Origin of the sequence: Schlesneria sp., assembly GCF_036405755.1 — a bacterium.
GTDB lineage: Bacteria > Planctomycetota > Planctomycetia > Planctomycetales > Planctomycetaceae > Schlesneria > Schlesneria sphaerica.
Genome location: NZ_DASWWZ010000375.1, coordinates 1 through 24898 on the forward strand (window position 1 = coordinate 1; position 24898 = coordinate 24898).

21 protein-coding genes are annotated in these 24898 nt (G+C 55.9%); 11 read left to right on the forward strand and 10 right to left on the reverse strand.

Annotated features, from left to right (window positions below; translation table 11 throughout):
- The 3 genes from VGE80_RS12925 to VGE80_RS12935 all read right to left on the reverse strand — a co-directional run.
- A partial coding sequence (locus tag VGE80_RS12925) for a c-type cytochrome domain-containing protein (protein ID WP_440592963.1) occupies nt 1–411 on the reverse strand: 411 nt, incomplete at its 3' end.
- Between the two features lie 64 nt (nt 412–475).
- Nucleotides 476–1894 (reverse strand): DUF1501 domain-containing protein, encoded by a 1419-nt coding sequence (locus tag VGE80_RS12930; protein WP_373652379.1) that lies wholly within the window; start codon nt 1892–1894, stop codon nt 476–478.
- 154 nt (nt 1895–2048) lie between these two features.
- Complete coding sequence (locus VGE80_RS12935) at nt 2049–2801, reverse strand: GntR family transcriptional regulator (RefSeq protein ID WP_440592964.1); 753 nt, start codon at nt 2799–2801, stop codon at nt 2049–2051.
- Nucleotides 2802–3340: 539 nt separating this feature from the next.
- On the opposite strand from VGE80_RS12935, the gene VGE80_RS12940 reads away from it, so the two are divergent.
- From VGE80_RS12940 to VGE80_RS12975, 8 genes are all read left to right on the forward strand, one after another.
- Nucleotides 3341–4249 carry an acetamidase/formamidase family protein gene (locus tag VGE80_RS12940; protein WP_373652377.1) on the forward strand — a complete coding sequence of 303 codons (909 nt, stop codon included), beginning with the start codon at nt 3341–3343 and terminating at the stop codon, nt 4247–4249.
- Nucleotides 4250–4469: 220 nt separating this feature from the next.
- A complete protein-coding gene (locus tag VGE80_RS12945) occupies nt 4470–5366 on the forward strand; it encodes an amidohydrolase family protein (protein WP_440592965.1) in 897 nt (298 codons plus the stop codon).
- Nucleotides 5367–5573: 207 nt separating this feature from the next.
- On the forward strand, nt 5574–6641 hold the full coding sequence (locus VGE80_RS12950) for a hypothetical protein (RefSeq protein WP_373652375.1): 1068 nt from the start codon (nt 5574–5576) through the stop codon (nt 6639–6641).
- A 171-nt stretch (nt 6642–6812) separates the two neighbouring features.
- Nucleotides 6813–7733: a dihydrodipicolinate synthase family protein gene (locus VGE80_RS12955; RefSeq protein WP_373652374.1), complete on the forward strand. Its 921-nt coding sequence runs from the start codon at nt 6813–6815 to the stop codon at nt 7731–7733.
- Nucleotides 7734–7822: 89 nt separating this feature from the next.
- On the forward strand, nt 7823–9478 hold the full coding sequence (locus tag VGE80_RS12960; RefSeq protein WP_440592966.1) for a N,N-dimethylformamidase beta subunit family domain-containing protein: 1656 nt from the start codon (nt 7823–7825) through the stop codon (nt 9476–9478).
- A 22-nt stretch (nt 9479–9500) separates the two neighbouring features.
- A complete protein-coding gene (locus tag VGE80_RS12965; RefSeq protein ID WP_440592967.1) occupies nt 9501–10862 on the forward strand; it encodes a DUF1501 domain-containing protein in 1362 nt (453 codons plus the stop codon).
- 172 nt (nt 10863–11034) lie between these two features.
- Nucleotides 11035–11802 (forward strand): creatininase family protein, encoded by a 768-nt coding sequence (locus tag VGE80_RS12970; protein ID WP_440592968.1) that lies wholly within the window; start codon nt 11035–11037, stop codon nt 11800–11802.
- A 10-nt stretch (nt 11803–11812) separates the two neighbouring features.
- Entirely contained in the window at nt 11813–12952 is a 1140-nt protein-coding gene (locus VGE80_RS12975) for a mandelate racemase/muconate lactonizing enzyme family protein (RefSeq protein WP_440592969.1), read from the forward strand.
- A 122-nt stretch (nt 12953–13074) separates the two neighbouring features.
- On the opposite strand, the gene araD1 is transcribed toward VGE80_RS12975, so the two are convergent.
- Nucleotides 13075–14115: an AraD1 family protein gene (gene araD1, locus VGE80_RS12980; RefSeq protein WP_440592970.1), complete on the reverse strand. Its 1041-nt coding sequence runs from the start codon at nt 14113–14115 to the stop codon at nt 13075–13077.
- A gap of 187 nt (nt 14116–14302) precedes the next feature.
- Complete coding sequence (locus tag VGE80_RS12985; RefSeq protein WP_440592971.1) at nt 14303–15892, reverse strand: N,N-dimethylformamidase beta subunit family domain-containing protein; 1590 nt, start codon at nt 15890–15892, stop codon at nt 14303–14305.
- A 210-nt stretch (nt 15893–16102) separates the two neighbouring features.
- Here VGE80_RS12985 and VGE80_RS12990 point away from each other — a divergent pair, with 210 nt between their 5' ends.
- Both VGE80_RS12990 and VGE80_RS12995 read left to right on the forward strand, forming a co-directional pair.
- Entirely contained in the window at nt 16103–17452 is a 1350-nt protein-coding gene (locus VGE80_RS12990; RefSeq protein WP_373652367.1) for an MFS transporter, read from the forward strand.
- Nucleotides 17439–18287: an amidohydrolase family protein gene (locus tag VGE80_RS12995; RefSeq protein ID WP_440592972.1), complete on the forward strand. Its 849-nt coding sequence runs from the start codon at nt 17439–17441 to the stop codon at nt 18285–18287. Before VGE80_RS12990 ends, VGE80_RS12995 begins: the two co-directional genes overlap by 14 nt.
- A 264-nt stretch (nt 18288–18551) precedes the next feature.
- Here VGE80_RS12995 and VGE80_RS13000 read toward each other — a convergent pair whose 3' ends face one another.
- From VGE80_RS13000 to VGE80_RS13015, 4 genes are all read right to left on the reverse strand, one after another.
- Nucleotides 18552–19667, reverse strand: coding sequence for a mandelate racemase/muconate lactonizing enzyme family protein (locus VGE80_RS13000; RefSeq protein ID WP_440592973.1), 1116 nt, complete (start codon nt 19665–19667; stop codon nt 18552–18554).
- 604 nt (nt 19668–20271) lie between these two features.
- A complete protein-coding gene (locus VGE80_RS13005) occupies nt 20272–20484 on the reverse strand; it encodes a hypothetical protein (RefSeq protein WP_440592974.1) in 213 nt (70 codons plus the stop codon).
- Between the two features lie 50 nt (nt 20485–20534).
- Nucleotides 20535–20732 carry a hypothetical protein gene (locus VGE80_RS13010; RefSeq protein WP_440592975.1) on the reverse strand — a complete coding sequence of 66 codons (198 nt, stop codon included), beginning with the start codon at nt 20730–20732 and terminating at the stop codon, nt 20535–20537.
- Nucleotides 20733–20805: 73 nt separating this feature from the next.
- Nucleotides 20806–21312 carry a general stress protein gene (locus VGE80_RS13015; RefSeq protein ID WP_440592976.1) on the reverse strand — a complete coding sequence of 169 codons (507 nt, stop codon included), beginning with the start codon at nt 21310–21312 and terminating at the stop codon, nt 20806–20808.
- Between the two features lie 543 nt (nt 21313–21855).
- Between VGE80_RS13015 and VGE80_RS13020 the strand changes: the two genes are divergently transcribed.
- Entirely contained in the window at nt 21856–23142 is a 1287-nt protein-coding gene (locus tag VGE80_RS13020) for a Gfo/Idh/MocA family protein (protein WP_440592977.1), read from the forward strand.
- 5 nt (nt 23143–23147) lie between these two features.
- Here the strand turns inward: VGE80_RS13020 and VGE80_RS13025 are convergent.
- On the reverse strand, nt 23148–24898 hold a 1751-nt coding region (locus VGE80_RS13025; protein WP_440592978.1), incomplete at its 5' end, for a HEAT repeat domain-containing protein.

Consider the following 24898-nt stretch of genomic DNA (forward strand, 5'->3'; position numbering starts at 1 on the left):
GGGGGCTTTAAACGCCCAGTGTTCTCGTGGATCCGGCTCGGGGAGTTCGTCAGCGGGAGCCGTGGCACCCTGCTCGATCCATCTCCGGATCAAGTCAATTTGAGCGGCCGATAAAGGGGCCCCTTCGGTGGGCATCCGCATCGCGGGATCAGGGGACGAGATTCGCTCTATCAGCAAGCTCTGTTCGGGATGTCCAGGAACAATCGCGGGACCGGTGTCTCCTCCTTTGACCATACTTTGCCTGGTATCGAGACGAAGTTGTACCTGCTGCTGTAATGCACCGTGACAGGACCAGCACCGCTGTTTCAGGATGGGTTGAATCTCTTTCAGATAGTCCACTTCCTGTGCGCCCGCGACAGAGGCGACTGCGACAAAGGCGTTGACGGAAAGTAGCCGGATCATCCATTGCATGACGCTGATTCCAGATTAAGCTGCCGTAAAGCCTTGCTTCCGCTAACAACAGAATGAGGGCGATTCAGAACAACGCTGTGACAGGACGCCCCGTTGTGACCGGTAAAGGTCTGCCCAGGTTGTCTTTAATCAGCGACTCCGCATCGATGCCAAAGGCGTGCAGGATGGTGGCGGCGAAGTCGTCCGGGCTGACGGGATCGCGTGCGACATAAGCCCCTTGTGCGTCGCTCTCACCCCAGATACTCCCACCACGAACGCCCCCTCCTGCAAGAAGCTGTGTGTAACAGTGTGCCCAGTGATCGCGTCCGGCCGTAGCGTTGATCTTGGGCGTTCTGCCGAATTCTCCTGCCACCGCTACGAGTGTCTCGTCCAGAAGTCCCCGATCAGACAGGTCTTCAATCAGGGCCGAAAATGATCGATCAAAGGAGGGAGTGCAGTACTGGTGCGTCAGTTGTTGCCGTCCCGTCAGTTGACCGTCAATTCCACACACGTCGTTGGCGACACCATGGTTGTCCCACAGGTTAAACTGACAGCCTTTGGAATCAAAGAACGTCCAGAAGACGTTGACGAACTGGACCCCTGCTTCGATCAGACGTCGCGCCATCAGCAGGCTTTGTCCGTATTCGTTTCTGCCGTAACGCTCTCGGGTCTGTGTCGATTCGTCGTCGAGCTGCAGGGCCCGGCGAACAGCAGGAGTAACCAGCATGCCGAAAGCCTGTTCGAACATCTCGTCCGCACGCGCCGTATTCCCGGCGGTCAACTTCTGACCGAGGGAACGGGACAGGTCATGACGTGCCATCAGACGTTCACGTGTGATACCGGCTGAAAGCTCCAAATCTCCTAAAGTGAGGGGGGAATCGGAGAGAGAAGCTTTCGTTTCCTTATTGAAAACGAGCGGATCGTAGGGGGAACCGAGGAAGCCCGCAGACTGGCCTTTGTATGCCGGGGATCCCGTGGTGAAGTATCTGGGTAAGACGATCCAGGGCGGAAGGGGACTATTTTGAGGTCGCTGACTTTGAACGATGGCTCCGAGGCCGGGGTGATCTTTTCGGTCGATATAGAACTGCCCGGGGCCAGCAGGGAGTTGACCCAGCAGCGAGTGAACGATCGCTCCGACGTGATCGTTGTCTGTATGTGTCATCGACCTGATCACTGCCAACTTGTCGGCATGACGTGCGACCTGTGGGATGAGTTCCCCAAAGTGCAATCCCGGTACACTCGTCGCAATCGAATCAAACTCTGATCGGACGCCGCTGGGAGCTAAGGGCTTAAGGTCCCAGAGATCCGGCTGTGAGGGCCCACCACAGAGAAAGAGATAGATGCATCCTTTCGCACGGCCGCGGGAAGAATGTGTCTCTGCTTTGGCTTGAGGGAGATGGCCTAATCCGCCCGCGATACCGGTCGAGAGCGCACTCATCTTCAGCAATTGACGTCGTGTCACTTGCCCGGAATTGTGCGTGGGATTCGTGAACAAATGAAGCATCGACCGCCTCGTTGGTTAGCACCTCTGCCCTTGAAAACGCCTGACCCTCAATGTGACTTCCGGGTATTCTCCATTCCGCCAATTCGTAGCTCACCCCCACGAGCAATCTTCTCAATAGGGGTACAGGCCATTGATGCACACTGTTCTACAGGTGCTACTTGTCTGCTTCCTTCTTCTTTTTTACGGCCCGTCGCAAAGGTTGTGCCAGCTTGTCATAGACTCCATCAATTTCACGTGGCTTCCCTGCTTCGGTCCAGCAACGACATGAGGCGGCGACAAATTCCTGTTTCAATATGTGCTGTGACAACGCTTCGCAGGCAACCTCGAGATCGCCGAGTTGGAACATGGCATAGAGCGCTGCGTGCATTCCATAGAGTTCCCGAAAATCCGCATGGAACGGGCGATTGCGGTCGACCGTCAGGTACTCACTGGTTGCACCTGCGATCGCAAAGTAGACGCCCAGTGATCCAGCCGGGGAAGCTTTATCGATAATGACCCGGTGGAATAGCGAATCCTGGTGGAACGCGCCGCTGTGATCTTCCCTGTCGCAGCACTCATACATGTCTTCAAGGATATCGCGCCACTGCTTAAAGTCAGCGTCGTCCAGCAGATGGAAACATTGCCGCAGGGCAATGCATTCCAGTTTGGCCCGACATTCATAAAGCACCTCCGCAACTTCGCGGGTTGGCGGTTCTGCGACGACGGTGCCACAATTCGGACGGGCGTGGAGCAACCCTTCGAACGTCAACTGCTGCAGCACCTGACGAATCGGGCTGCGGCTGACGCCAAAGCGACTGGCAAGGTGCTCTTCGCGCAGAGCGTCACCTGGAACGAAGACCCCTTTGCGAACATCCGCACGCAATCGAGAAGCAATCTGATCCAGAACGGAAATCACGGGCCGACTCATGTGGTTTATCTTTCCCGGGGCATACCCGTTTGAAATCTACGATATCGAGGAAGTGGGTTGTACACAATCGACAATTGGTTGCAATCCGGGCGTCATCGCCGGACATCCTCTCCAGGAGGACATGTGAAAGCTGGCCAGGGTCATCAGGGAGAATGGAACGTATATCGGGGGGAGTGTTACGTAGGGGCACAAAAAATGACGGACTGCCAGAAGCGATGCGCTCGCAGGCAATCTGTTATTCCGTCGATTCGTCTGAGTGAAGGATGCCGATAACATTAAGGAATCTTCCATGATTCTCAATCGTTAAGCCGTAAGGATTATAGCAGCGGGTTGGGCAGAGAGAGATCCCCTTCCAGTTTCGTCAGGCGGGATCCGTCTCCCGGAAGCGGCCAGCCGCTTGGGTCGCTCAATACGATTCGGACTGTTTGACAGCGGTGTCGATGGATTGTATACCGTATCCAAAAAATGCGGGTGCATGGCTCCTGCATCATCACCAACCTATCCCCCCTTTTCGGGGTGGCAGTTGATGCGGGATGTGTATGCAACGGGTACCAGCGCAACCTCTCGTCTATGAATTCAGTCGGCACTGCCAACCGCGATGTCGCGTCAAGCCGGGTGAGACTTTTTGTGTCGAATCGGAAGACGCTCTCTCTGGTCAAATTCGTTCTGCGGGCGATCGTCGGGACAAGTCTGTCGTTCCTTACAGCAACCCCGTCGCGGGTCCGATTGTCGTTGATGGGGCCGAGAAAGGGGACTATCTGGCCGTCACGATCAAGTCGATCGAACCCCGGGACGGTCAGTGTGCGACTTATACGGGGGCCCCGAAACAACTGGTCGAATGGTTGGGGGCGGAGGTCCCTCATGGAGCTCACGTCAGTCCGATTCGCGATGGGTTCATCCATTGGAAAGAACGAATTCAGATTCCCTACCAGCCGATGCTCGGATGCATCGGAACAGCGCCTGACTGGGGTGTACCCACCACTGGCCCCGCCGGACCCCACGGGGGGAACATGGATCTGGTGGAGGTCTGTCCAGGAAGCACGCTGTTTCTTCCTGTTTCTGTGCCGGGTGGCTACCTGTATCTGGGAGACGCGCACGCCGCGATGGGGCATGGCGAGCTCTCTGCAACCGGTCTTGAGATGGCAGCGTGGTCGACAATTCAGGTCGATCTGCTTCGTGGATCACCGCTCACAGGAATCCGAATCGCGAACCCCGAGTTTCTCATGACGGTTGCCACCCAGAACTCGCCAGAACGGGCGATCGCCGAAGCCTACGCGAGGCTGATTCTCTGGATGGAAGTGGATTATGGCTGGAATCGCTGGGATGCCTATGACCTGCTGACGCATGTGGGACGAATTTCCATCGGCTACTACGGTAGTGGAACGGTGGGGTGTGGTATCAATCGCAAGTATGTCGGTCCCGCAGTTCCTGTGACGAAGAAAGAATGAAGAATCCACAGGATCGACTGGCATTGTGCTGTCCAGACTTCGAATGTCGATCAAATTCGTGACACGCGTTTTCCTTAAATTGCCGTCATTGGTGTTTCCTCGTCCGAGACCGTTGAAACCAGTTCAGGTACGAGAGCGTAATCCCGTGCTCAAACCGTTGGGAGCTTGTGCCGATCACTGACCTCTGCTCGACCATCTCTGATACCTGCCGGAGTGCAACGTGCTGTTTGATACACATACGAATTTGATGTGGTACCCGGATCATTACTCTGAGGAATTTGTCGAATTCGCCTGGGAAGCTAAACGGGCAAAGATGAAGCTCTCATCCGATGTTTACTATGCAGGCGACGATGTCAGTTATAAAAACACGTTCGATTCCCGACCCGAGCAATTACTGGAGGCCACGCGTACCGCCGATAAGGTGATCGTCTTTGGGGTCGTCGCCCCTTTTTGTGGCATTCATGCCGACCAGGAACTGATCGCGAAATTCGTCCGCGAGCATTCGGATCGTTTCATCGGCTGGTGTTCCGTCGATCCCAATGACCCTGAGTGTGTTAGCCAACTGGACTACTACGTGAACCAGCTTGGTTTCCGTGGTCTGAAGGTGTCGCCGATCTATCAGAACTGGGACCCGCAAGACCCCCGTCACCTGCCGCTCTTCCGTAAAGCGGAATCGCTTGGCATTCCTGTCAATATTCATCAGGGGACGTCGTTCGTTCGCCCCGGTCCGCTCAAGTATGCCAACCCTGTGCAACTGGAAGATATTGCCATTGCCTGCCCGGATCTGCGAATCGTGATTGCCCACATGGGGCACCCCTGGGAAACCGAGTGCGTTGTCCTGATTCGGAAGCACCCCAATCTCTATGCCAATGTGTCAGCATTACATTACCGACCGCTCCGTCACTACCAGGCCTTCATGACGGCGATTGAATACGGGGTCGAGCATAAACTGATCATAGGATCGGACTTTCCGTCTGCCACATTCTCTCAGGTCATCGCGGGACAATGGAAAGTCAACGATGTCGTCGAGGGAACGAAGTTTCCTCGTGTCTCTGATGAAGTCATTCACAACATCATTTATGAAAACTGGAAACGGTTCCTGCCCGAATACACCTGACGGGATCTGGCCATTAATTACTTGGCAGGAGTTGATAAGGGTGGACACTTCCAATCACCGCAAAACTGTGGGGACAGGTGAATCGGCAGCTCGAATCAATCATCCAGGATGGATTATAAGCCGACGGTGTTTAACCGCACCCGAAACGAAAGAACGATTTTGGACCATCGGTACGCGTATTCGGGAACACTGACAAAGAAGGACTGCATGATGCGAGAAGCTTGTCGTCGACTCTTACTTCTAGGAGTCCTGTTAGGGTCAATGGGACTGGTCGATGCCGCGGAACCGTCAAGCGATCCGAAATATGAGTGGCAGTTAATCACGATGAAGGCGCCGTGGGTGGCGAGGGATGGAGCGGGAATTCTGAGTTACAAGGGGAAACTGTGGCTCTTAGGTGGATGGAATCCGATCGTCGCCGACCGCCCTTTCTTTCCCTTGATCTGCAATAACGAGGTCTGGTCCTCAGAAAACGGCGCCGACTGGACTCTGGTCAAACCCAACACCTTCAAAGACAAATCATTTGATCCGACCAGCGACTGGGAGGGGCGTCACACCGCTGGATATGTCGTCTACAAAGATCGGATGTGGATCGTCGGTGGCGATTGCAATCAGCGCCACTACCAGAACGATGTCTGGTCCTCGCAGGACGGAAAGACGTGGGACTACGTCAATAAAGGGAAGGATGTTCCCTGGGGGCCGAGGGCCCTGCACTACACCGTGGTGCATAAGGACAAGATCTGGGTCATCGGAGGTCAGACGATGCCTGCGTTTGGTGGTGGAGAAGAAAGATTCTACCGCGACGCCTGGACCACGACGGACGGTGTGAACTGGGAGAAAATTGAACCTGAAGAACCCTGCTGGTCCGTTCGAGGGATGATCGGCGGATCGGCCGTGATGAATGGCCGGATCTGGATCCTCGGCGGTGGGACCTACGACACTCCCACCACGCCTCAACGCAAGTACTACAACGATGTCTGGAGTTCTGAGGACGGCGTTCACTGGAAACTGCACACCTCCAAGGCTGCGTGGCACCCTCGTCAGTACCATGATGTCGCTGTCTGGGACGATCGACTCTGGGTGATGGAGGGATATCACGAAAACGGCGGAAATCGTAAAGATGTCTGGTTTTCGAAGGATGGGACCGACTGGACCGAGCTTCCAGATACGCCTTGGAATCCTCGTCACGCCGCCAGTCTGGTGGTGCATGACGGAAACCTCTGGATGATTGCCGGGAACAACATGCAGCCCGATGTCTGGAAGCTGATCAGGAAATAGTCAGCCCCGCAGCGAAGAATAGAGTCTCAGAGTTACGTCGTCCGGTTGGAAACTGGAATGCTAATCGACGCGACGTTTGTTTGCTGCACCGCCAGGTTGTCAGCCCTTCGGTCGCGATGAGACCCGGTCGAAACTCATTTATACACTTCATTGCATTGGAAACGCTCGACAATGGACACGCGACGAATGACCCCTGCCTCATTGGCGAACTCTGTGATTGCTGTTCCTCCGTTAGCTCGTGACTCGAATCTGGAACTGAATGTCGCGGAAAATGTCAGGCAGATCCGTCATCTGGAAGCGGGTGGCGTGAGAACATTGCTGTATGGCGGAAACGCCGCTTTAGCGCATGTCTCCCTGCGGGAATATCCTTCGCTACTGAAGATGCTGACCGAATCGGCGGGATCAGACATCACCGTCATACCGTCAGTTGGTCCCACCTTCGGCATGATGATGGATCAAGCTGCCATCCTGAGAGAGTTTTCCTTTCCCACTGCGATGCTGTTGCCAAGTCGCGACGGGACGACTCCCGCGGGAATTGCCAGCGGCATGAAGCGATTCGTTGATCGGATTGAACGCCCGGCGGTTCTGTATCTCAAACACGAGGAAATGGTCGATGTCGGGACGGTCGTGCAGATGTTCAAAGACGGTCTGATTTCCTGGATCAAATATGCCATCGTTCGCAAAGACACTCTGAACGATCCTTTTCTGAGTGGATTGATCGATGCGATCGGTCCCACATTGATCGTCAGTGGGATGGGTGAGCAACCGGCTGCCGTGCATTTGCGGCATTTCCACCTCGCTGGCTTCACGTCGGGGTGTGTCTGCATCGCTCCGCGGCTTTCAACGAATATGCTGCGAGCCCTTCAGGCACGGGATGATGAGACTGCTGAGCGGATTCGTCAGCAGTTTGTTCCTTTGGAATCACTGCGAGATTCGATCAACCCGGTGCGGGTACTCCATGACGCCGTGTCGCTTTGTGGTGTCAGTCAAACAGGACCCATTACCCCTTTTCTGTCTCCGACGAAAGAATCTGACCAAGCGGCAATTAAGGGAGCAGCGGAGGAACTCTTGCGACTTAATTCGAATTTGTGATCAACATAGGACCATCTGCAGCGAAGCTGGTGTAACGATTTCGTACTGTTCTCGCTGGGAACAGCAAAGTCTGAACTGAGGGAACTGGTGTGCTGATTGGCTATGTCAGTGACGAACGATACGTAGCACTTGCCGACGTACTGCTGGAGTTTCAGTCGGGAGGACAGACACGGGACATTGTTCGATCGACTCCCCGAGGAGCGGTCGTAGCGAATCTGGAGCCAGGTGAATACGTCGTTACTCTCGTCAAAGAGGGTTACGGCTCAAAGCATTCTCGCATGACTGTTGATTCCCGCCGCCCACATCACTTTCGCCTGTTATCGGACGGGATCCTGGGTTATGTCTGGCCCCGATCCGTCCAGACGGGGGGGCGATCGGAGTTCCGCGTGCATGCTACCGAGCCTTACCGGCTGAGCCTGTGGCGGTACGGTTGGAAACGAGAATTCGTCAAACTCCTCGGCTGGTTCGATGAACATGGCCCTCGTGCGGTCATGCAGATTCTGCCCGACGGAGATTTCACCCAGACCGGGGTTGGGTGGAACCGTGTTGGCTATGGAAATAACGCTCATCACACCCAGTTTGTGGTTGGACCGGAAAAATCAGGGCTCTACTACCTGCACGCCAAAGGGGAACGCACGGGGGAGTTCTTCTCGTTTCCGTGGGTCGTCGCGCCAGCTCAACTGACAGCCCCGATTGCCATTCTGGCATCGACCAATACCTGGCTTGCCTATAACAACTTTGGTGGCCGCAGCAATTACATCAACGCTCATCAGCTCCCGGACGCGCCAGTCGTCAACGCGCGGCAGGACCTGATCCGTTACACGCATGCGGGCTCGTTCAACGTTTGGGGCTTTCAGGACCACGAGTATCTTCCTCTTTCCTTCGAGCGGCCTGAAATCGGGAATGTTGTTCGCGAACACGAAGAAGTGACAGACCCGATCGAAGGACGCCTGACTTGCGGGATGGCACCCGCAGAGTGGCGTCTGCTGGGATGGATGGAGCGGGAAGGATTCGAATACGACTACTATTCAGAATGGCAACTCCACAATGGAGATCTCGATCTGGACTCGTACAAAATCCTGATGATCAGCGTTCATCCGGAATACTGGTCAAAGCAGATGTACCAAAAGGTCAAGGACTGGGTCTGGAATCGGGGTGGAAAGCTCATTTATCTGGGTGGTAATGGCCTGAACTGTGAGGTCGAGTTTCTGGGAGAAGACCGGCTTCGGTTTAAAACCTATCTCGCCCCCAGTACCGGGGGAGCACTGGGAATGCCCGACCCTGCGAATCCGGAGATTTATCTGGATAGCAGGATGCATCGTACAGTAGAGTCAGAGGCGAACCTGCTCGGCGTTGTCTGCACCGATACAGGAATTATGACGGCAGCTCCTTATCAAGTGGTGCGGGACGACCATTGGGTTTTCGCCGGAACAGGACTGAAGAACGGAGATCTGTTCGGTGAGAAAAGTCTGCAGGAACGAATTCCCGGTGGTGCGTCCGGCCATGAGACCGACAAGATGAGTCCACATTCCCCACCGGGGACAGTATTACTGGCGAAGGGGATCAACTGCGACGACGGGGGGGCCGAAATCGTATGCTATGAAACAAAGAGCGGAGGGGCCGTCTTCTCGGCCGGGTCGATCACTTATGTTCCTTGTCTGCTTGTCGACGATGCAATTTCACGGATTACGTCCAACGTGATTACGCGATTCCTGACCATGCCGGATTTCGTGTCAAGCCAATGAGTTGGAGAGAGGAGTGATCCCGATGCTGAATCAATGCTGTGGCCCACATCGCCGCAGGGAGTTCCTGCAAGTCGGTGCGTTAGCTCTCGGTGGCCTGTCATTGTCGGATGTGCTTGCGGCCCGCGCTGCGACAGGGCGGTCGTCTGAACAGACTTCGGTCATCATGTTGTATCTGCATGGCGGTCCGTCACAGCTGGAAACGTACGATCTCAAACCGGAGGCTCCCTCGACATATCGCAGTCTGTTCGGGTCCATCCCGACCAACGTCCCGGGCATTGACATCTGTGAGCACTTCCCGCTCCAGGCGAAGATCGCGGATAAGTTTTCTCTCATTCGCTCGCTGCATCATGACATCGGAATTCATAGCGACGGCGGGATCATTGTTCTGACGGGGAAGCGTCCCAGCCGACTCGATCCGACATCGCAGTCGAAGAGCGAGCATCCGGATTTTGGATCGATCGCCAGTAAAGTGCGGGGGATGACTCACAATTCACTCCCCCCCTACGTGACGCTTCCGATGAAGCCATACATGACGCGTCCAACTTACCTGGGCGTTCATCATGGTCCCTTCGAGGTCGGCGATCCATCGTTACCGAACTTTGCACCACCTCATTTGAAGCTCGCAGCGGGATTAGAAGGACAGGGGTTGGAAGATCGCAAGAACCTGTTGCGGCAACTCGATCGTTTGCGGGGTAATCTGGATCAGAGCGGAAGTCTTAAGGGAACCGATCAGTTCCGAAATCTGGCTTTCCAAATGCTGACGGCGCCGGAAGTGGCCGACGCCTTCGACATCCAGCGGGAAGACCCGGTGCTGAGAGACAGATACGGCCGAAATCTGTGGGGACAAGGCTGCCTGCTCGCCCGTCGTCTGGCTGAAGCGGGCACTGCGGTCGTGAATCTCTATATCGATACGCCGCAAACGGGTCCTGACTACACGAACTGGGATGATCACAGCGGAAACGCTGGACGCCCAGGGCACTTCGCAGGGTATATGCGCACCCGGTTACCCTATCTCGATCAGGCTCTGTCCGCTTTGATTGAGGATATCTTTCAGCGGGGTGTGGATCGCAAGATCATGGTCGTCGTTGTGGGTGAGTTTGGGCGAACACCGCGTATCGCAACAAACTCGCTCGGCACGGGACGGGATCACTGGCCGGACGCCTACAGCGCCCTTATTTCCGGGGGTGGGCTGCAGATGGGTAAGGTGGTCGGAGCGACCAACTCGAAGGCCGAGTTTCCCACAGAATGCCCGCTGACGCCATTCGATCTGCTGGCCACCATCTACCGTCACCTGGGGATTGATCCGCAGGTCTCATTCCCGGACATGGCAGGACGACCGATTCCCATCCTGGGTGAGGGACACCCCATTCGGGAGTTGATCTGAATCTTGGAAGAACAATTTTGCGGTAGATGCAAATTTGGTGACCGAGTGCACGCCTTCTCGCGAAGAGCTTCTTCGTAAGTGAAAGACAGACATGTGACTCTCTGCGATTGCTGTGGACGGCGGCTGGTGGTCATGGTTTGTGAAATGTGGATAGCTCATCCAAGGTAATGCGATGACTGAATGCAGACTGCTTGAGGAACTCACTCGAACGGAATCCCGGACGGCCGCCGCGAAGACGCTCGTGGTCTGGCCCGTCGGGGCAATCGAGCAGCACGGACCCCATCTTCCCGTTGGTACAGATACGTTCACCATCGAATTTCTGACCCGCCAAGCGGCCGAGAAAGCCTCTTCCGAGATCTCTGTCCATGTCGCCCCGACACTTCCGTTTGGGTCGTCTCACCATCACCTTCCTTTCGGCGGGACAATGTCGCTGACCACCCAGACATATTACCGGATGGTCTATGAATTAGCCGAATCACTGATCGTCTGCGGGTACCGGAAGATTTTCGTCCTGAATGGTCATGGTGGCAATCACGAACTTGTGCAACTGGTGGCGCGGGATCTGGCTCTCAATTATCCCGTAAGCATGGCCGCGGCCTCGTACTGGACGATCGCGTGGGACGCGCTGGTCGAGTTGAACGCGCATAATGACTGTCGCTTACCGGGGCACGCGGGCAAATTCGAGACGTCCCTCATGATGGCATTACGACCGGATCTAGTTCACGAACCACGTCCGCATCGAGACCACACGGGCTCAACGGATCCCCGAGGCTTCGTCCGACCTTATCGTGCAGAACACCACGGAACCTGGCAGGCAATCGACGGTTTTACCGATAGCCCTGATCGGGGAACGTCAGAATTGGGTCGAAGCTGGTTGGATGCTACGGTCGACACCCTAGCAAAAGCGATGGTTGAGTTTGATAGCCAGGCAACTGTGTGAAAGGTCGGAATTGAAGATCGCCAATATCAGAACGCAGCCCGTGCGGATCGGCGTTGACCGTCGAGTTGGGCTGGTACAGAACACAAAGGGATTTCGATTTACCTCTCATATCCTGATGATGTTTGTGGAGACTGACACCGGACTTGTGGGAATCGGTGAAGTCACGGGATCACCCGACTGGAGCGGCGAAACGTGCCTGGGGGCGAAAGCGCTGCTGGAACAGCATCTCATCCCCAAGTTGATTGGTGAAGATCCACGACGAATTCGCCACTGCATGGACAGGTTATCCAAAACATTTGCCAATCCCTTCGCCAAGGCAGGGATCGAAATGGCACTATTCGATCTCCTTGGAAAATCACTGAATGCACCCGTCTACCAACTCCTGGGTGGGGCCGTTCGCAGTGCTAATCTACCACTGCGCTTCCCCATTATGCCGGTGGGACCGGAAGAGTCCGCTCTTGTCGGCAAGCGAATGGTTTCAGAAGGGTTCGGGACATTAAAGCTCAAAGTGGGCCACGATCCACTGGAATACGACCTCGAACGGGTGCGTCAGGTGCGGGAGGCGGTTGGTCCAAAGATTCGACTGACAGTCGATGCAAATGGAGGCTGGAGCGTGAACGAGGCGATTCGCGCGGCGCCTCTTCTGGAAGAATATGGAGTGGTCTTTATCGAGCAACCCGTCCATCGGCTCGATCTTGATGGACTGGCTCGCGTTCGCCAGCACGTTCGTCTCCCTGTTATGGCTGATGAATCCGTCTTCACGATTCAGGATGCCATCGCCTGTATTCAGAAGGGGGCGGCCGACATTATCAGTGTCTACCCCGGAAAGAACGGCGGACTACTCAATACATTGGCGATCGCCTCATTGGCGGAAGCGGCCGGTGTACACTGTGCGATCGGCAGTAATCTGGAATGGGATGTCGGTTCGGCGGCGATGATTCATGCGTGTATGGCAATTCCGAATATCTGTGTCGAACGCTACGCGGCAGACATCATCGGTCCTGTCTTCCACATAGAACATGCTTGTGAAACGTCCCAGTTGGGCGAACCGGGTTTCGCGCGGGCTTCGGCAGACCCCGGCCTCGGCGTGACATTGAATTCTAAGCGATTGTCGCAGGTTTCGAAGGATCAATATGAGAGCCAGCGATGAAGGCCTCTCTCACCGTGCAGTCGACAGACGACTGTCCATCGACTGCTGAGAGTCGCGTCTGACGTACCGTCATGCATTGAGTGATGATGGTAACGCCGCAGGAATATAGACAATTGTCGGAATTAGATCGGCGTGACCCGGATCGGCATCCCTTCCAGCTCATTCCCCACAGTCACCGTATTGACGAGCGGTTCAGAGAACCCGGGCGCCGAGATCTCGATGCGGTCACCCGCTTCATACTTCCACGTACGGGTACCGAAACTCAGTTTACTGGTTCCGAAAAAGTGAAGATGAACGTCGCCAGGATGCCTGTGCTGCGCGTACTTAAAGTGATGATCCTCGATGTTCTGGAGTGAATGGCACATGTGCTCTTCACCAGATAGCAATTCTCCGCTGTCGTAGATTTGCAGACCCTCTCGAGTTACCGAGCAGCGCAGTCGGATGTCAGAAAAGTCTTCAGTGACCTGAATGGACGGGCCGATGGCGCAAACGCGGAGTTTGGAAGGAGCAAGATACAGGTAGTTGATCTTTTCCGTGGCGTGATCCGACCATTCATTACCGAGAGCAAATCCGATTCGACGTGGCTGCCCGGCAGGGTCAATGATGTAACAGCCGACGATCTCGGGCTCTTCTCCCCCATCCAGTGCATAAGCAGGAAGATCGAGTTCTGCCAGGGGGCCACGCAAATTGTGGCCGTTCCCCTTGTAGAACCACTCGGGTGAAACCCCTCGCTGATCCCCTTGCGGACGACCTCCCTGCAGTCCCATGGCGAACATTCGGGCCGAGTCGGTCTGAGGTTCGGTTGCGGCCGTACCACCATGCATCTGGTCTCGTGACTGAACACTTCCCAAGTGAGAAAGCCCTGTTCCACTGATCAGCAGGCGAGATGGTTCGGGGTGGTCAATCGGCGCAATCAGGTAAGGATCTGAACCACCGGGGATCGCTTTCAGTAGATGTGCATAGGCATAAGTGTCCGGCTGATTTCCCGTCATGAGCTTTTGCACGACGTCACCCAGACAGAGATTCTGGGTTATCGCCCGTTGGATCAGGTCATACACAGACCGACAGTCGGCAGCGACGGACGTCAGGTCGATGATACCGTCATCAAGAACGGACCCGACGCGTCGACCGGCATTGGGAACAACGAACTGGACAAGCTGCATGTTGATCTCATGAAACTATGAACAAGAGCGGCCTCGACTTGGGCCTGCTGTCAGTCTGGTCGGAAGTGCGTTAGTGAGACATCGATGCCGTGCATACGCTTCGGTCACCCAACGTAAACGGAGCGATTCATCAGATTCTGTAGCGTCCGGGGCAGTTGTTGATTCCGCGGATTTGGTTGAATTGCTTTCATTCTTCAATGAATCGCCGGATGACATTCTCCGTAATCTGCGCGACATGTTCATCGACGGGAAGGCTGCTCACCCACGAGATTGACCCCACCGAGAAGACGCTTCCACCATTGGAAGTCTCGAAATTGACCATTTCGGCCCCTCCGTCATCGGGGTTAAGTCCTTTGGCCAGCAACCTGGAATTGGCTGGAGAACTCGCCGAAATCTTATCTGTCTCGTGCCCCGAGGCTCCGCCGGGGCAGCGCATATGCAGTGACCTGGTGCCGAACAAGTCACCATTATTCAAACCGGTGTCATCAAACGCCCAGTGATTATTATCGACGACCTTGTAGGGGGCTCCCGTCATGATCCCGGTGGGCGTGAAGACAACTCCGAGAAGACTTGCCTCGGATTCATGTCGAAGAGCCAGCCGGCTTTCACCGCCCACACCGTCAACATCGAGTCCTGTAATCTCGCCGTTATGTACGACCATGGCTGACCCCTGGAGAGTCACTTCGCAGTTCAGTCCGTTGCCGCCGAGATAGATTAAACGGCCACCATCTTCGAAGACCCATTTCTTGACACGGTCATACATCTTTCGTGTCCAGTACTCTGGATGAACGGCTGTGATGAGTGCCCGATAAGCCTGCAGATCGAGGGTTTCGTCATCGAGCTGAGTTTCGCCGTAAAAGTCATAGGCCAGCCCTTGCTGTTCCAGCCAGCCCAGCAATCGCCATTCGGCTGGAGCAAGATGGCACGCTTGGCGGCCATGAATAGGATCCGTGATCTGAGTATCAAAGTCGATGTGGTTGAACGGCTCGGGCCGGTCAAACGACAGTGGCGCATAGGATGGCCAGTTCCATGTGAGGAACCGCGGATCGCAGTAACGAACCAGATCGTAACGCGAATTGACCGTCGGTGTCGGGGGTAGCTTATCTGCATTAATATAATTGCTGCGGCCACCGAAACTGTTATAGGAGTTCCAGGTAAGATTGCTTCCAAGGACTGCCAGGGGGGCGACTGGAGTACGAGGCGCCACAATCCACGGAAACGAGAACTTCAGTCCAGAAGCTGTCTGCGCACGAAAATAGTAGAGCCCGGATAACTCCGGCGCCTCGACATACTGTTTGTGAGCTTCATTTGTATAGCCTACACTGTTCCATTTGACTCCCGTCTGTGTGTAGTCACCATCCGGCGTGACCTGCATTGTGGCACGGGGACCATGTTCATCGTGCCAGCCGAGACTCTTGACGAGTTCAGGCTTCCAGCCGTATCGCCAGAGTTCGAGCTGGTAGGGTTCGACGGAGTGGACTCGAAACTCGCTGGATTCGCCGCTTCTCACCCACTTTGGCCATGCATACCCGCTCAATCCATCGCTCAGCAGGCGGAACTGATGCGGGGCCGGAAGTGGAACGCTCACCTGGCTGCGCTTCGCACCGTATCCTGGCTTCTGAAGTGTGACCGTATACTTGCCCGCCGGGATGTCCAAATGAACCGAACCGGTGGCTCTGGAACGGGTTTCCCAAGACGAACCGTCTTCGTTGACGAATTCTAACACAACGTCGGCGAGCGCTACATAGCGTTCGTCACTCACGTAGCCAATCAGCATGTTTCGGGCTCACAAAATCTGCATGGAGGAGTAGTGAACGAGATTACGGCGATCCGAAGTTGCGGGTTCCGCAGGTCAGAATCGCAGTTGTGTTCCTTGATGCATGGAGTGCTTAAGGTAACAATAACGATCTTGTTTATGCCAGCGACGAATCATCTCTTTTTCCAAGCGGCTTCCCATCTGCTCGGCCACTCTTTCAAGGTTCAGCTCATGTCGGATGTTGTCACGGAAGCAACGGTTCCCGAAGTTGTGGACTCGGCCCCTGCGACAGGTACGAGATTTGTCGTTTTAGCCGTGCTGTGTCTGTTGTCAGGTGTGCTGTATCTCGATCGCATCTGCATCTCGCAGGCACTCCCCTCTATTCAACAGGACTTGGAGCTTTCGAACGAACAAACGAGCTATGTCCTGATGGCCTTCACTTTGGCCTATGGCCTGTTCGAGGTTCCGACGGGACGATGGGGCGACGTACTGGGGGGGCGTCGCGTGCTGACCCGGATATCGTTGTGGTGGTCTGCGTTTACGGCTCTCACAGGGGCGTGCACACACCTGTGGATGATGGTCGTCGTACGGTTTTTATTCGGGGCGGGAGAAGCGGGAGCCTTTCCCAACGTCGCCCGGGTCATGTCGCGCTGGTTTCCGGATGAAGAACGCGGACGAGCTCAAGGATTTCTGTTAGCAGCATCGCAAATTGGTGGAGCATTAGCTCCTTTTCTAGCAGCAATTCTCATCAGTCAGTTTGGTTGGAGATGGACGTTCGTCCTGTTCGGGGCCGTCGGGGTGGTCTGGGCGGTCGGCTTCTGGTTGTGGTTTCGTGATGATCCGGCAAAGCATTGGGGAGTGAACGCGGCAGAGGTCGAACTGATTGGCAGAAGAGCGACCTCCCAGAATGTGCATACTGCGATCCCCTGGGAACTCGTTGCGAAAAATCCAAGCATCTGGTTCTTAAGTCTCATTATGGTCTTCGGCACGTTTAACAGTTACATTTATTTTTCATGGTTCCCGACCTATCTGGTCAAAGGCCGGGGCGTCGATCAAATTCAGGCTGGCTGGATGGCTTCGACGGTCCTTGCTTCTTCGGCAGTGGGAACGTTCTTCGGCGGTATTATTCTCGATCGTCTCCTGGGGGCCGGCCACCAGGGACGTCAGCGAATCTTTGCAGGGACCGCATTCTTCGCTGCCGCCGTCTGTCTCAGCTTCGCTTTAATGAGTCGCGAGCCTTGGCTCGCTGCGACCTGTTGTTCGCTTTCATGCTTTCTGACCCAGTCGACTCAACCTCTCTGGTGGTCCTGTGCAATCGGCATCAGCGGCAGACACGTGGGAGCGCTGTTCGGATTAATGAATTCTGCAGGAGTCTTTGGAGGACTGAGTTCTCAGTACCTGGTGGGTAGTATCGCGGACTGGCTGGGAAAGCACGGCTATACGGGGCGCGTCCAATGGGACCCCATCTTTTATATTGATATTGGTGTGCTGATCGTAGCGGGGTTGCTCTGGGCAAATTTCAGGTTCGTCCCCGTAGAACCCCCAGAAGAAATCGGAGAACTCGCCAATGCCACTCATTGACGTCCATAGCCACTTCTGGCGATATCCCGATCACTTTCAGGATGATTTCCGCCAGCAGGCGAAACGTGCCAAAGCCGGGGTCGAAATGGATTTGACCGTCCGCTTTGAAGACTATCAGCGCCAGTCTGTGCCTGGTGTGAGATCCATTGTTTTCGGAGGCAAGGCACAATTGTCAGGCCTCTGGGTCGATGATCGGGATATTCACGATTATGTCGCGGCTCATCCTGAACAGTTGATTGGGTTCCTTTCGCTTGATCCGACCCAGCCAGGCTGGGAGAAGGAGATGCATTTTGGACATCAGGAACTTGGCCTGCGAGGGATCAAGCTGATGCCGATGTATGCCGGCTTCCTGCCTCAGGACGAACGACTCGATCCACTCTGGAAATACGCTGAGAAACACCGCCTCCCCGTTCTGCTCCATACCGGTACGACGTTTATCTCACAGGCTCCGATCGAGTGCACCCTACCGCGACATCTCGATCCCGTTGCCACGAAGTATCCTGAAGTCCGCATGATTCTGGCTCACCTGGGGCACCCTTATGAGGGAGAATGTATTGCGGTGATTCGTAAGCATCCTCACTTGTACGCGGATATTTCCGCTCTTCACTACCGTCCATTCCAGTTCTATCACAGCCTGATGCTCGTGCAGGAATACGGGGTCTGGGACAAGTTGCTGTTTGGTACCGACTATCCTTTCACGACTGTTAAGGCGACTCTTGACGGCCTCCGCAACCTCAACAAGATGCTGGAGGGGACTGCCCTGCCTCGTCTCAATGAAGCAGCGATTGAGCGACTCATCGACCGGGATAGCCTGACGTTGCTGGGACTGAACTGAGGCAGCGACGGACAGCATTCAGAGCGGATACGAGAATGACCCGTATCTGGTCTGAGTGCCATGCGCTAGTGGCAGCGTCATCCCGGTCGAGCGCTTGTTTTGCGGCGCAGGCTCGGTCTTAGCTGAAAATTGCGATGTCTTAAAGCCGAGACTTCCAATCCGTCGAAGATCGTGGGACCGGCGAGCACCGCCTGCCAGTCCCATCGTCTATTTGGCGACTTAATCCGTTCGCCGATATCTGTTCGCCGATTGAGAAATCCGCCTTCAACCGACGCGCCACTTCTGGAGTTGTTTCTCATCCAGCGTCACGCCGAGGCCAGGACCCATGGGACAAACCGCAGCGGGAGGGCCCAGTTCCAACGGTTCGGTCAGGAGATCGGCCTGATGGTAAATAGGACCGACAAGGTCGGCGGGGTACGTTTCGCTTTCGATGGTCGGCAGGGCGGCAGCCAGATGGAGCATTGCTGCCGTTGCGATCCCCAGTTCCAGGTTACTGCCAATGGCACAAGAGATTCCGGCAGCCTTGGCGACGTTGACGATCTCGACGGTCCCGGCAATCCCCCCGTGCTTTCCAGGATAAACGCTCAGGATATCTGCTCCGCCTGCCGCGCAGACATTCCAGGCATCCGTCAGCGTAAAGACGCTTTCATCCGCCATAATCGGCATCGGGACCGAGGCACGCAGCGCCCCCATCGCAGCCGGGTCGTTCGGCGGAATTGGTTGTTCCGCGAGCAGGATATTGAGGTCAGCCATCCGCTGCAGTGTGTGGCGTGCGGTCGTGATGTTCCAGCCGCAGTTGGAATCGATCGTGATGGGAATATTGGGCCCGGCAACTTCCCGCACAGCCCGCACCCGCGCAATATCATCTTCTGCGATGATGCCAGTCTTTACCTTAAGGCAGGTGACACCCATATTCAGAAAGCGTTCTGCAAGCTGAACTGCGGTCGGAATATCGAGAGCTCCGATCACTAACTTGATCCGCATCTTCTCCCGAACGGGTCCCCCCAGGAGTTGGCAGATCGGCATATTCGCCGCTTTTCCGGCGATATCCCAGAGTGCCATTTCGATGGCGGCTTTGGTGAAGGGGTTCAGTTTGACAACACGATCCATGCGATGCCGAAGTCGCGTAATATCGAGAGGATTCTGCCCGACGACTGCCGGCGCCAGAAGTTGCTCGATGACGCTGATACAGGTGGCACTCGTCTCACCTGTCCAGCGTGGCGCTACCGTCGCCTCTCCCAAGCCGATTAACCCCTGGTCCGTATACACGCGAACGATGACATAGTTGGAAACCGCATGCACGCCGTGAGCGGTCTTCGTTGAAAACCCCTCTTTGAGGGGAATCTCGACGGGAATCGTTTCGATGCGTTCGATTTTCATAGAGACCTTCAGTTAATCAAGTGTCCGAAGTGGATCTCAAGAATCCGACCCCGTAATCACACCCTGCAACAGACTCACATGTTTCGTCGACCGAGCTAACCTCTATAGCCACTTTGCAGACCATTTTCTACGTCCGCAGGTCACGATCATCAGGCTGTTAAAACTGCAGGTCAACCGGACCCGATGTAGGTCGTTGTAAAATATCGGAAGTCCGCAAAAACGATCCCTGGTTGCAGTGCTCAGGCAATGCGAACTGATGGGGAACCTTGGAGTTCGGCGCATAGATTGGCCGCGTTCAAGAGATCCCCGTGTGTAACTCCGAGGCAGCGACTTTCTCCGGGAACAGAGAGCGCGAAACTCGGTCAGCAACCTACGTCAAGGGCCGCCGCATTAGCAGCGTGAGACGTCACACTTGGAAGTGGTGAGATCTCCTCAATTATCCCAGCGCATAGCTCGGGTTCACACAGACGTAGCCGGCTGCGCTGCTCGCAGGCCTCCGAAAATCAGCGAGGCCGTGCGGAGCTGTTTAATCAACAGCTCCTCGGCCACCTGCTTGCTCACGCTCGCTCTGACTTCAGAGATACCTTCATTCATGTGCAGAGGTCTACTTCGACCCATCAGGAGGTTGCGGATCGGCACCGGGGACAAACCCCGAGTCTTTGCCACCCCGTGCGATCCCCTTTCCTGTCGCAATCCGCTCACCCCGGTCAACGGCGGGAACGTCTTCCACGGAATCGGGCTCACGCTCGGTGGTACGCTCGGGTTTTTGTTTCGGAGTCTGTTTGGTATCGGACTGCGTTGGAGTCGGCTTGGTCATCGGAAGTCCTCTCTATGATTGATTAAACGGAATCCCAACGCGCACCACATTCAGGGTGCCGTGATGGGCTTCTTCCCTTCCGCAGCTTCTGTCGGCTTCTCATCAGTTCGTCCCGGCGCTGAGTTTTCTTTTGCGTTCTGACGAGACTGACCCGGTTGTTGCGATGGGGAACAACAGTCGTTACCGGGCAGGTTCCGAGGATCAACCAGCGCTTTCCCTTCTCGTGGTTTCTCTTGTTGAGTACTCACTTTTCGTTCCTTTCCAACATGACTTGTGCCGCAATAGGGCAAAACGACAGTGAAGGTCGTGGCGACACGTACTTCAGACAGCCGACGTTGTCGCGCCCGCTTCGACCTGGCGGCGGTGTTCGATGATGGCACGTGCCGTGTCGGCCCGATCGCCCGCAGTGACGGTCACGACGACTTTACCGGCATGGAGTTCATCCTCCAGCATCTGGGCATCTTCGTTTGTGAAGCCGAGCCCGATCAGTGCTCCCAGGAGTCCTCCTGATCCCGCACCGACGGCCGCACTGGAGAGAACGGCCGTCAGGGTTCCACCGACGAGAGCCGGGCCGATTCCAGGGAGGATACCTCCCAGAATCGCCAGCCCCCAGAGGGCTCCTGCACCCAGTCCCGTTGCGGCACCGGCGGCCGCAGTCTTGGCTGCATCATCGGTAAAGGTCGTCGTAGGTTCTTCCGAGGGGGCTACAAAGCCAAGATGCGCCTCCGTGAATCCCCCACGCTTCAGATCGTTAATCGCATCCTGTGCAGCCTCGAGTGTATCGAAGACGCCGACAACCGACTCGTTTGCCTGGACGATTGGATTCATTGTCTCTCTCCTCTGTGCAGCCCGCTCGATGGGAGTATTTTTCCTGGGGTCGGAAGAGTCGCAATTGTCATACCGATGAGCTAACTCAGCGCCGCAGTGTGGAGATCCCCCCTGCTCGCACGATGTTCCGGGTCGAAACTGATTGGTAACAGACCAGAGAGGCATCGGGGACAGCATCGGGACCATTGCTCCCTTTAGTCGCGGTTCCTGCGCTCATTTGAATTCGACAACAGGATCCTCGACACCGAAATCGAGAGCACAGCCCAGCCGCATTCCCGTTGGGGCCACGCTGTCAGGTGGCAGCGTGGGGTTGCGGAACGGTTGCGGCGATGACTTGCGAGCGGGGTCTAACTTACATTGGTCATTTCGCGGGACCCCACACCGTCGATTGATTGCCGTTCGGCTGTTCGAAGTTGTAGACTGAATCGAAACACATCTCTCCATTTGACCTGTCTGTCTTTGTAGACACTCGTCCGCTTTCCTTGCGGAGAGTGACGAGATTCGTCGATTGCGTATCGCCTGTTGGCTCGAAAGGTGGCTGGAATGGTTTCACGTCCGCAAGCAGCATCTCGTCGGCAATTTCTCGGGGCCGTCGCCTCTTCAGTCGCTCTCGGGTCCGTCACCCGGTCGGTGGGCGCGCTGGACCGGTTGGGTGTGAACGAAGAAATTCGCGTCGGGGCCATCGGCGTTGGTGGACGAGCCTCCCTCCTGCTGCAGCAGCTACCCGAGTCTGCGAAGATCGTGGCGCTGTGTGACTGCAATCGGGCGCGGGCCGAGAAGTTTAAAGAAAAACAGAATGGGGCCTGGCCCGTCTATCAGGATTATCAGCGACTCCTCGATCGAAAAGATATTGACGCTGTGATTGTCGCGACAGGCGAATTTCAACGAGTCCTGCCGTGCATTCATGCCTGTCAGGCGGGGAAGGACGTCTACGCCGAAAAGCCTTTGACGCTTTATGTCAGCGAAGGTCGGGCCCTGGTGAACGCGGTCCGCAAAACGGAACGTGTCCTGCAGGTCGGTTCGCAGCAGCGGTCGATGGCGATGAATCGGATCGCATGTGAGTTTATCCGGAGTGGTGGACTCGGAAAAATCCTGAAAGTGCAGGCCATTAACTATGGCGGACCGGAAGCCTCTCCCGCCAAAACACCTGACGCGGTCGACGTTCCCGAGGGACTCGACTGGAAAATGTGGCTCAACCAGGCGGAATCTCGCCCCTTTAATCCCGAGTGGATGTCGTGGATGCGCTGGCGCGACTTTGCCGGAGGAGAAATGACCAACTGGGGTGCTCACGGAGTCGACCAGATTCAATGGGCGCTGGGGATGGATGACACCGGTCCGGTTGAACTGAAACCCTTGTCAGAAGGTCCCAACGGGCAAGTCTTCATGAAGTACGCCAACGGGATCGAAGTTCACTTCGTGATCGAGCCCGGTCGAGGGCCGATGGGTGGGGCGATCTTTATCGGCGAAAAAGGAAAGCTGGAGATCAATCGAAACAAGTTCGCGTCCAATCCCCCGGAGATCGCCGAGAATCTGAAGAAGATGGTCGACGTCGACGAGGAAGAACGGAAATGGAGTGACAATCTTGCCCTCTGGCAGGCGCGGTGGCATATGCAGGACTGGCTCGATTGTATTCGTACTCGAAAGAGACCAGTTGCCGATGTCGAAATCGGCCACCGGTCTGTGACGGTCTGTCATCTGGCGAACATCACTCGTGCGGCTGGACGTCCCCTCCGCTGGGACCCCGTCAAGGAACAGTTCGCGGACGACAAGTCCGCGAATGAGTACCTGACTCGTGCTCGCCGCAAGGGATTTGAATTACCGACGATTTAGTCGTCTTACTGCTTGGCCTTGAGGAATGCGATCAGGTCGGCCAGTTGTTGTCTGGTCAACTGAGTCTCCAGTCCTGCGGGCATGATCGACATCGTACTTGGACGGATTTCTTCCACGTCCGACTTGAGGATGCGGACCTTTTCCCGGGCTCCGGTCGCCAGTGTGATTTCTTCAGGCGTTTCAGCACGGATCAGACCATTGAATTGTTTTCCGTCCAAAGTGACGATCAGTACCGGCTCGTAGCTTCGCACAAAGCTGACGCTCGGGAAGACGATTGCTTCCAACAGATCCCGCTCGGTCCGAATCTTGCCGATGCGCGACAGATCCGGGCCGATATCCCCTCCCTTGTAGCCCATGGCGTGACAGGCCGAACAGGCCGCTTTCTCACTGTTGAAGACAAGCTGACCTCGGCGGATGTCCCCGCCCGTCAGGGACTGGGCTAACTCGTTGAGCTTTTCCTGCTGGCGGCCTGCCTCGACGTTGATCGCGGCGTAAAGTTCTTCGGCGCGGGTTTGCACGGATGAAGGAAACTTAGCTAAGCGGGCCTTCACCGTATCCACGCGTAGACTGGTCAGCACGGGAGAGTTCTTCAGTGAATCAACCAGTTTCAGCCCGACAGCTTCGTCGGAACAATGTTCGAAGGCGCCGAGCAATCGATTCAATTCCAACGGCCCGACTTCAGGAATGGATTCAGCCAGCAGGCTCAGCGGATCGGCGTCGAGTTTTGACCGGACAAGCGCGTCGACGGCGGCCGAGCGTGTGCTGACGCTGACCAGTTCCCCCAGGTTGTTCGCCAGCAATTGCAAGTGTTCGGTTTTCGGCTGGGAAAGCCCCTCGGGAATTGCAGCCAGCGCCTCGACACGAACACCGTCAGGGAACGATGTCTGACTGGCGACTCCCAGCAGTGCGAGCGTAAGTGGTTCGTGGGCCGATTTCACGGGAATCGCCCGCAGGGCGCCGATCGCGGCAGGAACCAGGACCGGATTCCCTTCGGCGACGGTTAGCGTCAGTCCTTCGAGCCAACTTGCGGGAAGTTCTTTCAGCCCACTGCTGCGCATCGCGTCTAATGCGACGTGCCGGGATTCAATTCGATTGATTTCGCCGGGACGGATCTGATCGGCAAGCAGTTGTTGAATTGCACCGTTTCCTGCGAATTGTGCCAGTTGTTCGACGAGTTCCCGACGCTGGTCGTCGGTCAGATTGCGTTCCGCAATCCGCTGCTGCAGGTACTCGGCCAGTGAATCCCCCCACTCTGAGTGCCGTCCGACCAGCCAATGAGCGGTTTCCCGCAATTTCGGTTCGTTTGATGTCAGCCACGGGATGACCGATTTCGGTTCCACGTGTCCACCCGGCATCTGATCATTGGCGATCATGGCGATCGACTGCGTCAGGGGCGAGAGCCGCTCTTTTGGCACCACGGAGAGATTGACCGGCTTCCCAATTTCGATCAGGGCGTAAGTGACGGAGTGCTGCAGCTCACGATCGATTTCTGAGCCGGTCACCGCACCCAGCAGGTCGGCTGCAGCCGTATCATCGCCGATACGCCCGATCGCTTCGGCGGCGGCTCGTCGAATCGCAGGCGATTTGTCGGTCAGGGATTTCTTCAATGTGGCGGAAGCGGATGTGTCTTTCCAGAGACTGATGGAATGGAGGGCTGCCAGCCGGACGTCGAGGTTGAGATCGCTGACAGCAGTCTGAACCGCAGTTCGTGCCGAGGGATCGTCGATGCGGGTGAGGGTCCAGACGGAGTTCAGAC

Coding starts and splice junctions, on each gene's coding strand:
- VGE80_RS12930 (WP_373652379.1), bottom strand. CDS start 1,894: ATGCTTCATTTGTTCACGAATCCCACGCACAATTCCGGGCAAGTGACA.
- VGE80_RS12935 (WP_440592964.1), bottom strand. CDS start 2,801: ATGAGTCGGCCCGTGATTTCCGTTCTGGATCAGATTGCTTCTCGATTG.
- VGE80_RS12940 (WP_373652377.1), top strand. CDS start 3,341: ATGCAACGGGTACCAGCGCAACCTCTCGTCTATGAATTCAGTCGGCAC.
- VGE80_RS12950 (WP_373652375.1), top strand. CDS start 5,574: ATGATGCGAGAAGCTTGTCGTCGACTCTTACTTCTAGGAGTCCTGTTA.
- VGE80_RS12955 (WP_373652374.1), top strand. CDS start 6,813: ATGGACACGCGACGAATGACCCCTGCCTCATTGGCGAACTCTGTGATT.
- VGE80_RS12965 (WP_440592967.1), top strand. CDS start 9,501: ATGCTGAATCAATGCTGTGGCCCACATCGCCGCAGGGAGTTCCTGCAA.
- VGE80_RS12970 (WP_440592968.1), top strand. CDS start 11,035: ATGACTGAATGCAGACTGCTTGAGGAACTCACTCGAACGGAATCCCGG.
- araD1 (WP_440592970.1), bottom strand. CDS start 14,115: ATGCAGCTTGTCCAGTTCGTTGTTCCCAATGCCGGTCGACGCGTCGGG.
- VGE80_RS12985 (WP_440592971.1), bottom strand. CDS start 15,892: ATGCTGATTGGCTACGTGAGTGACGAACGCTATGTAGCGCTCGCCGAC.
- VGE80_RS12990 (WP_373652367.1), top strand. CDS start 16,103: ATGTCGGATGTTGTCACGGAAGCAACGGTTCCCGAAGTTGTGGACTCG.
- VGE80_RS12995 (WP_440592972.1), top strand. CDS start 17,439: ATGCCACTCATTGACGTCCATAGCCACTTCTGGCGATATCCCGATCAC.
- VGE80_RS13000 (WP_440592973.1), bottom strand. CDS start 19,667: ATGAAAATCGAACGCATCGAAACGATTCCCGTCGAGATTCCCCTCAAA.
- VGE80_RS13005 (WP_440592974.1), bottom strand. CDS start 20,484: ATGACCAAGCCGACTCCAACGCAGTCCGATACCAAACAGACTCCGAAA.
- VGE80_RS13015 (WP_440592976.1), bottom strand. CDS start 21,312: ATGAATCCAATCGTCCAGGCAAACGAGTCGGTTGTCGGCGTCTTCGAT.
- VGE80_RS13020 (WP_440592977.1), top strand. CDS start 21,856: ATGGTTTCACGTCCGCAAGCAGCATCTCGTCGGCAATTTCTCGGGGCC.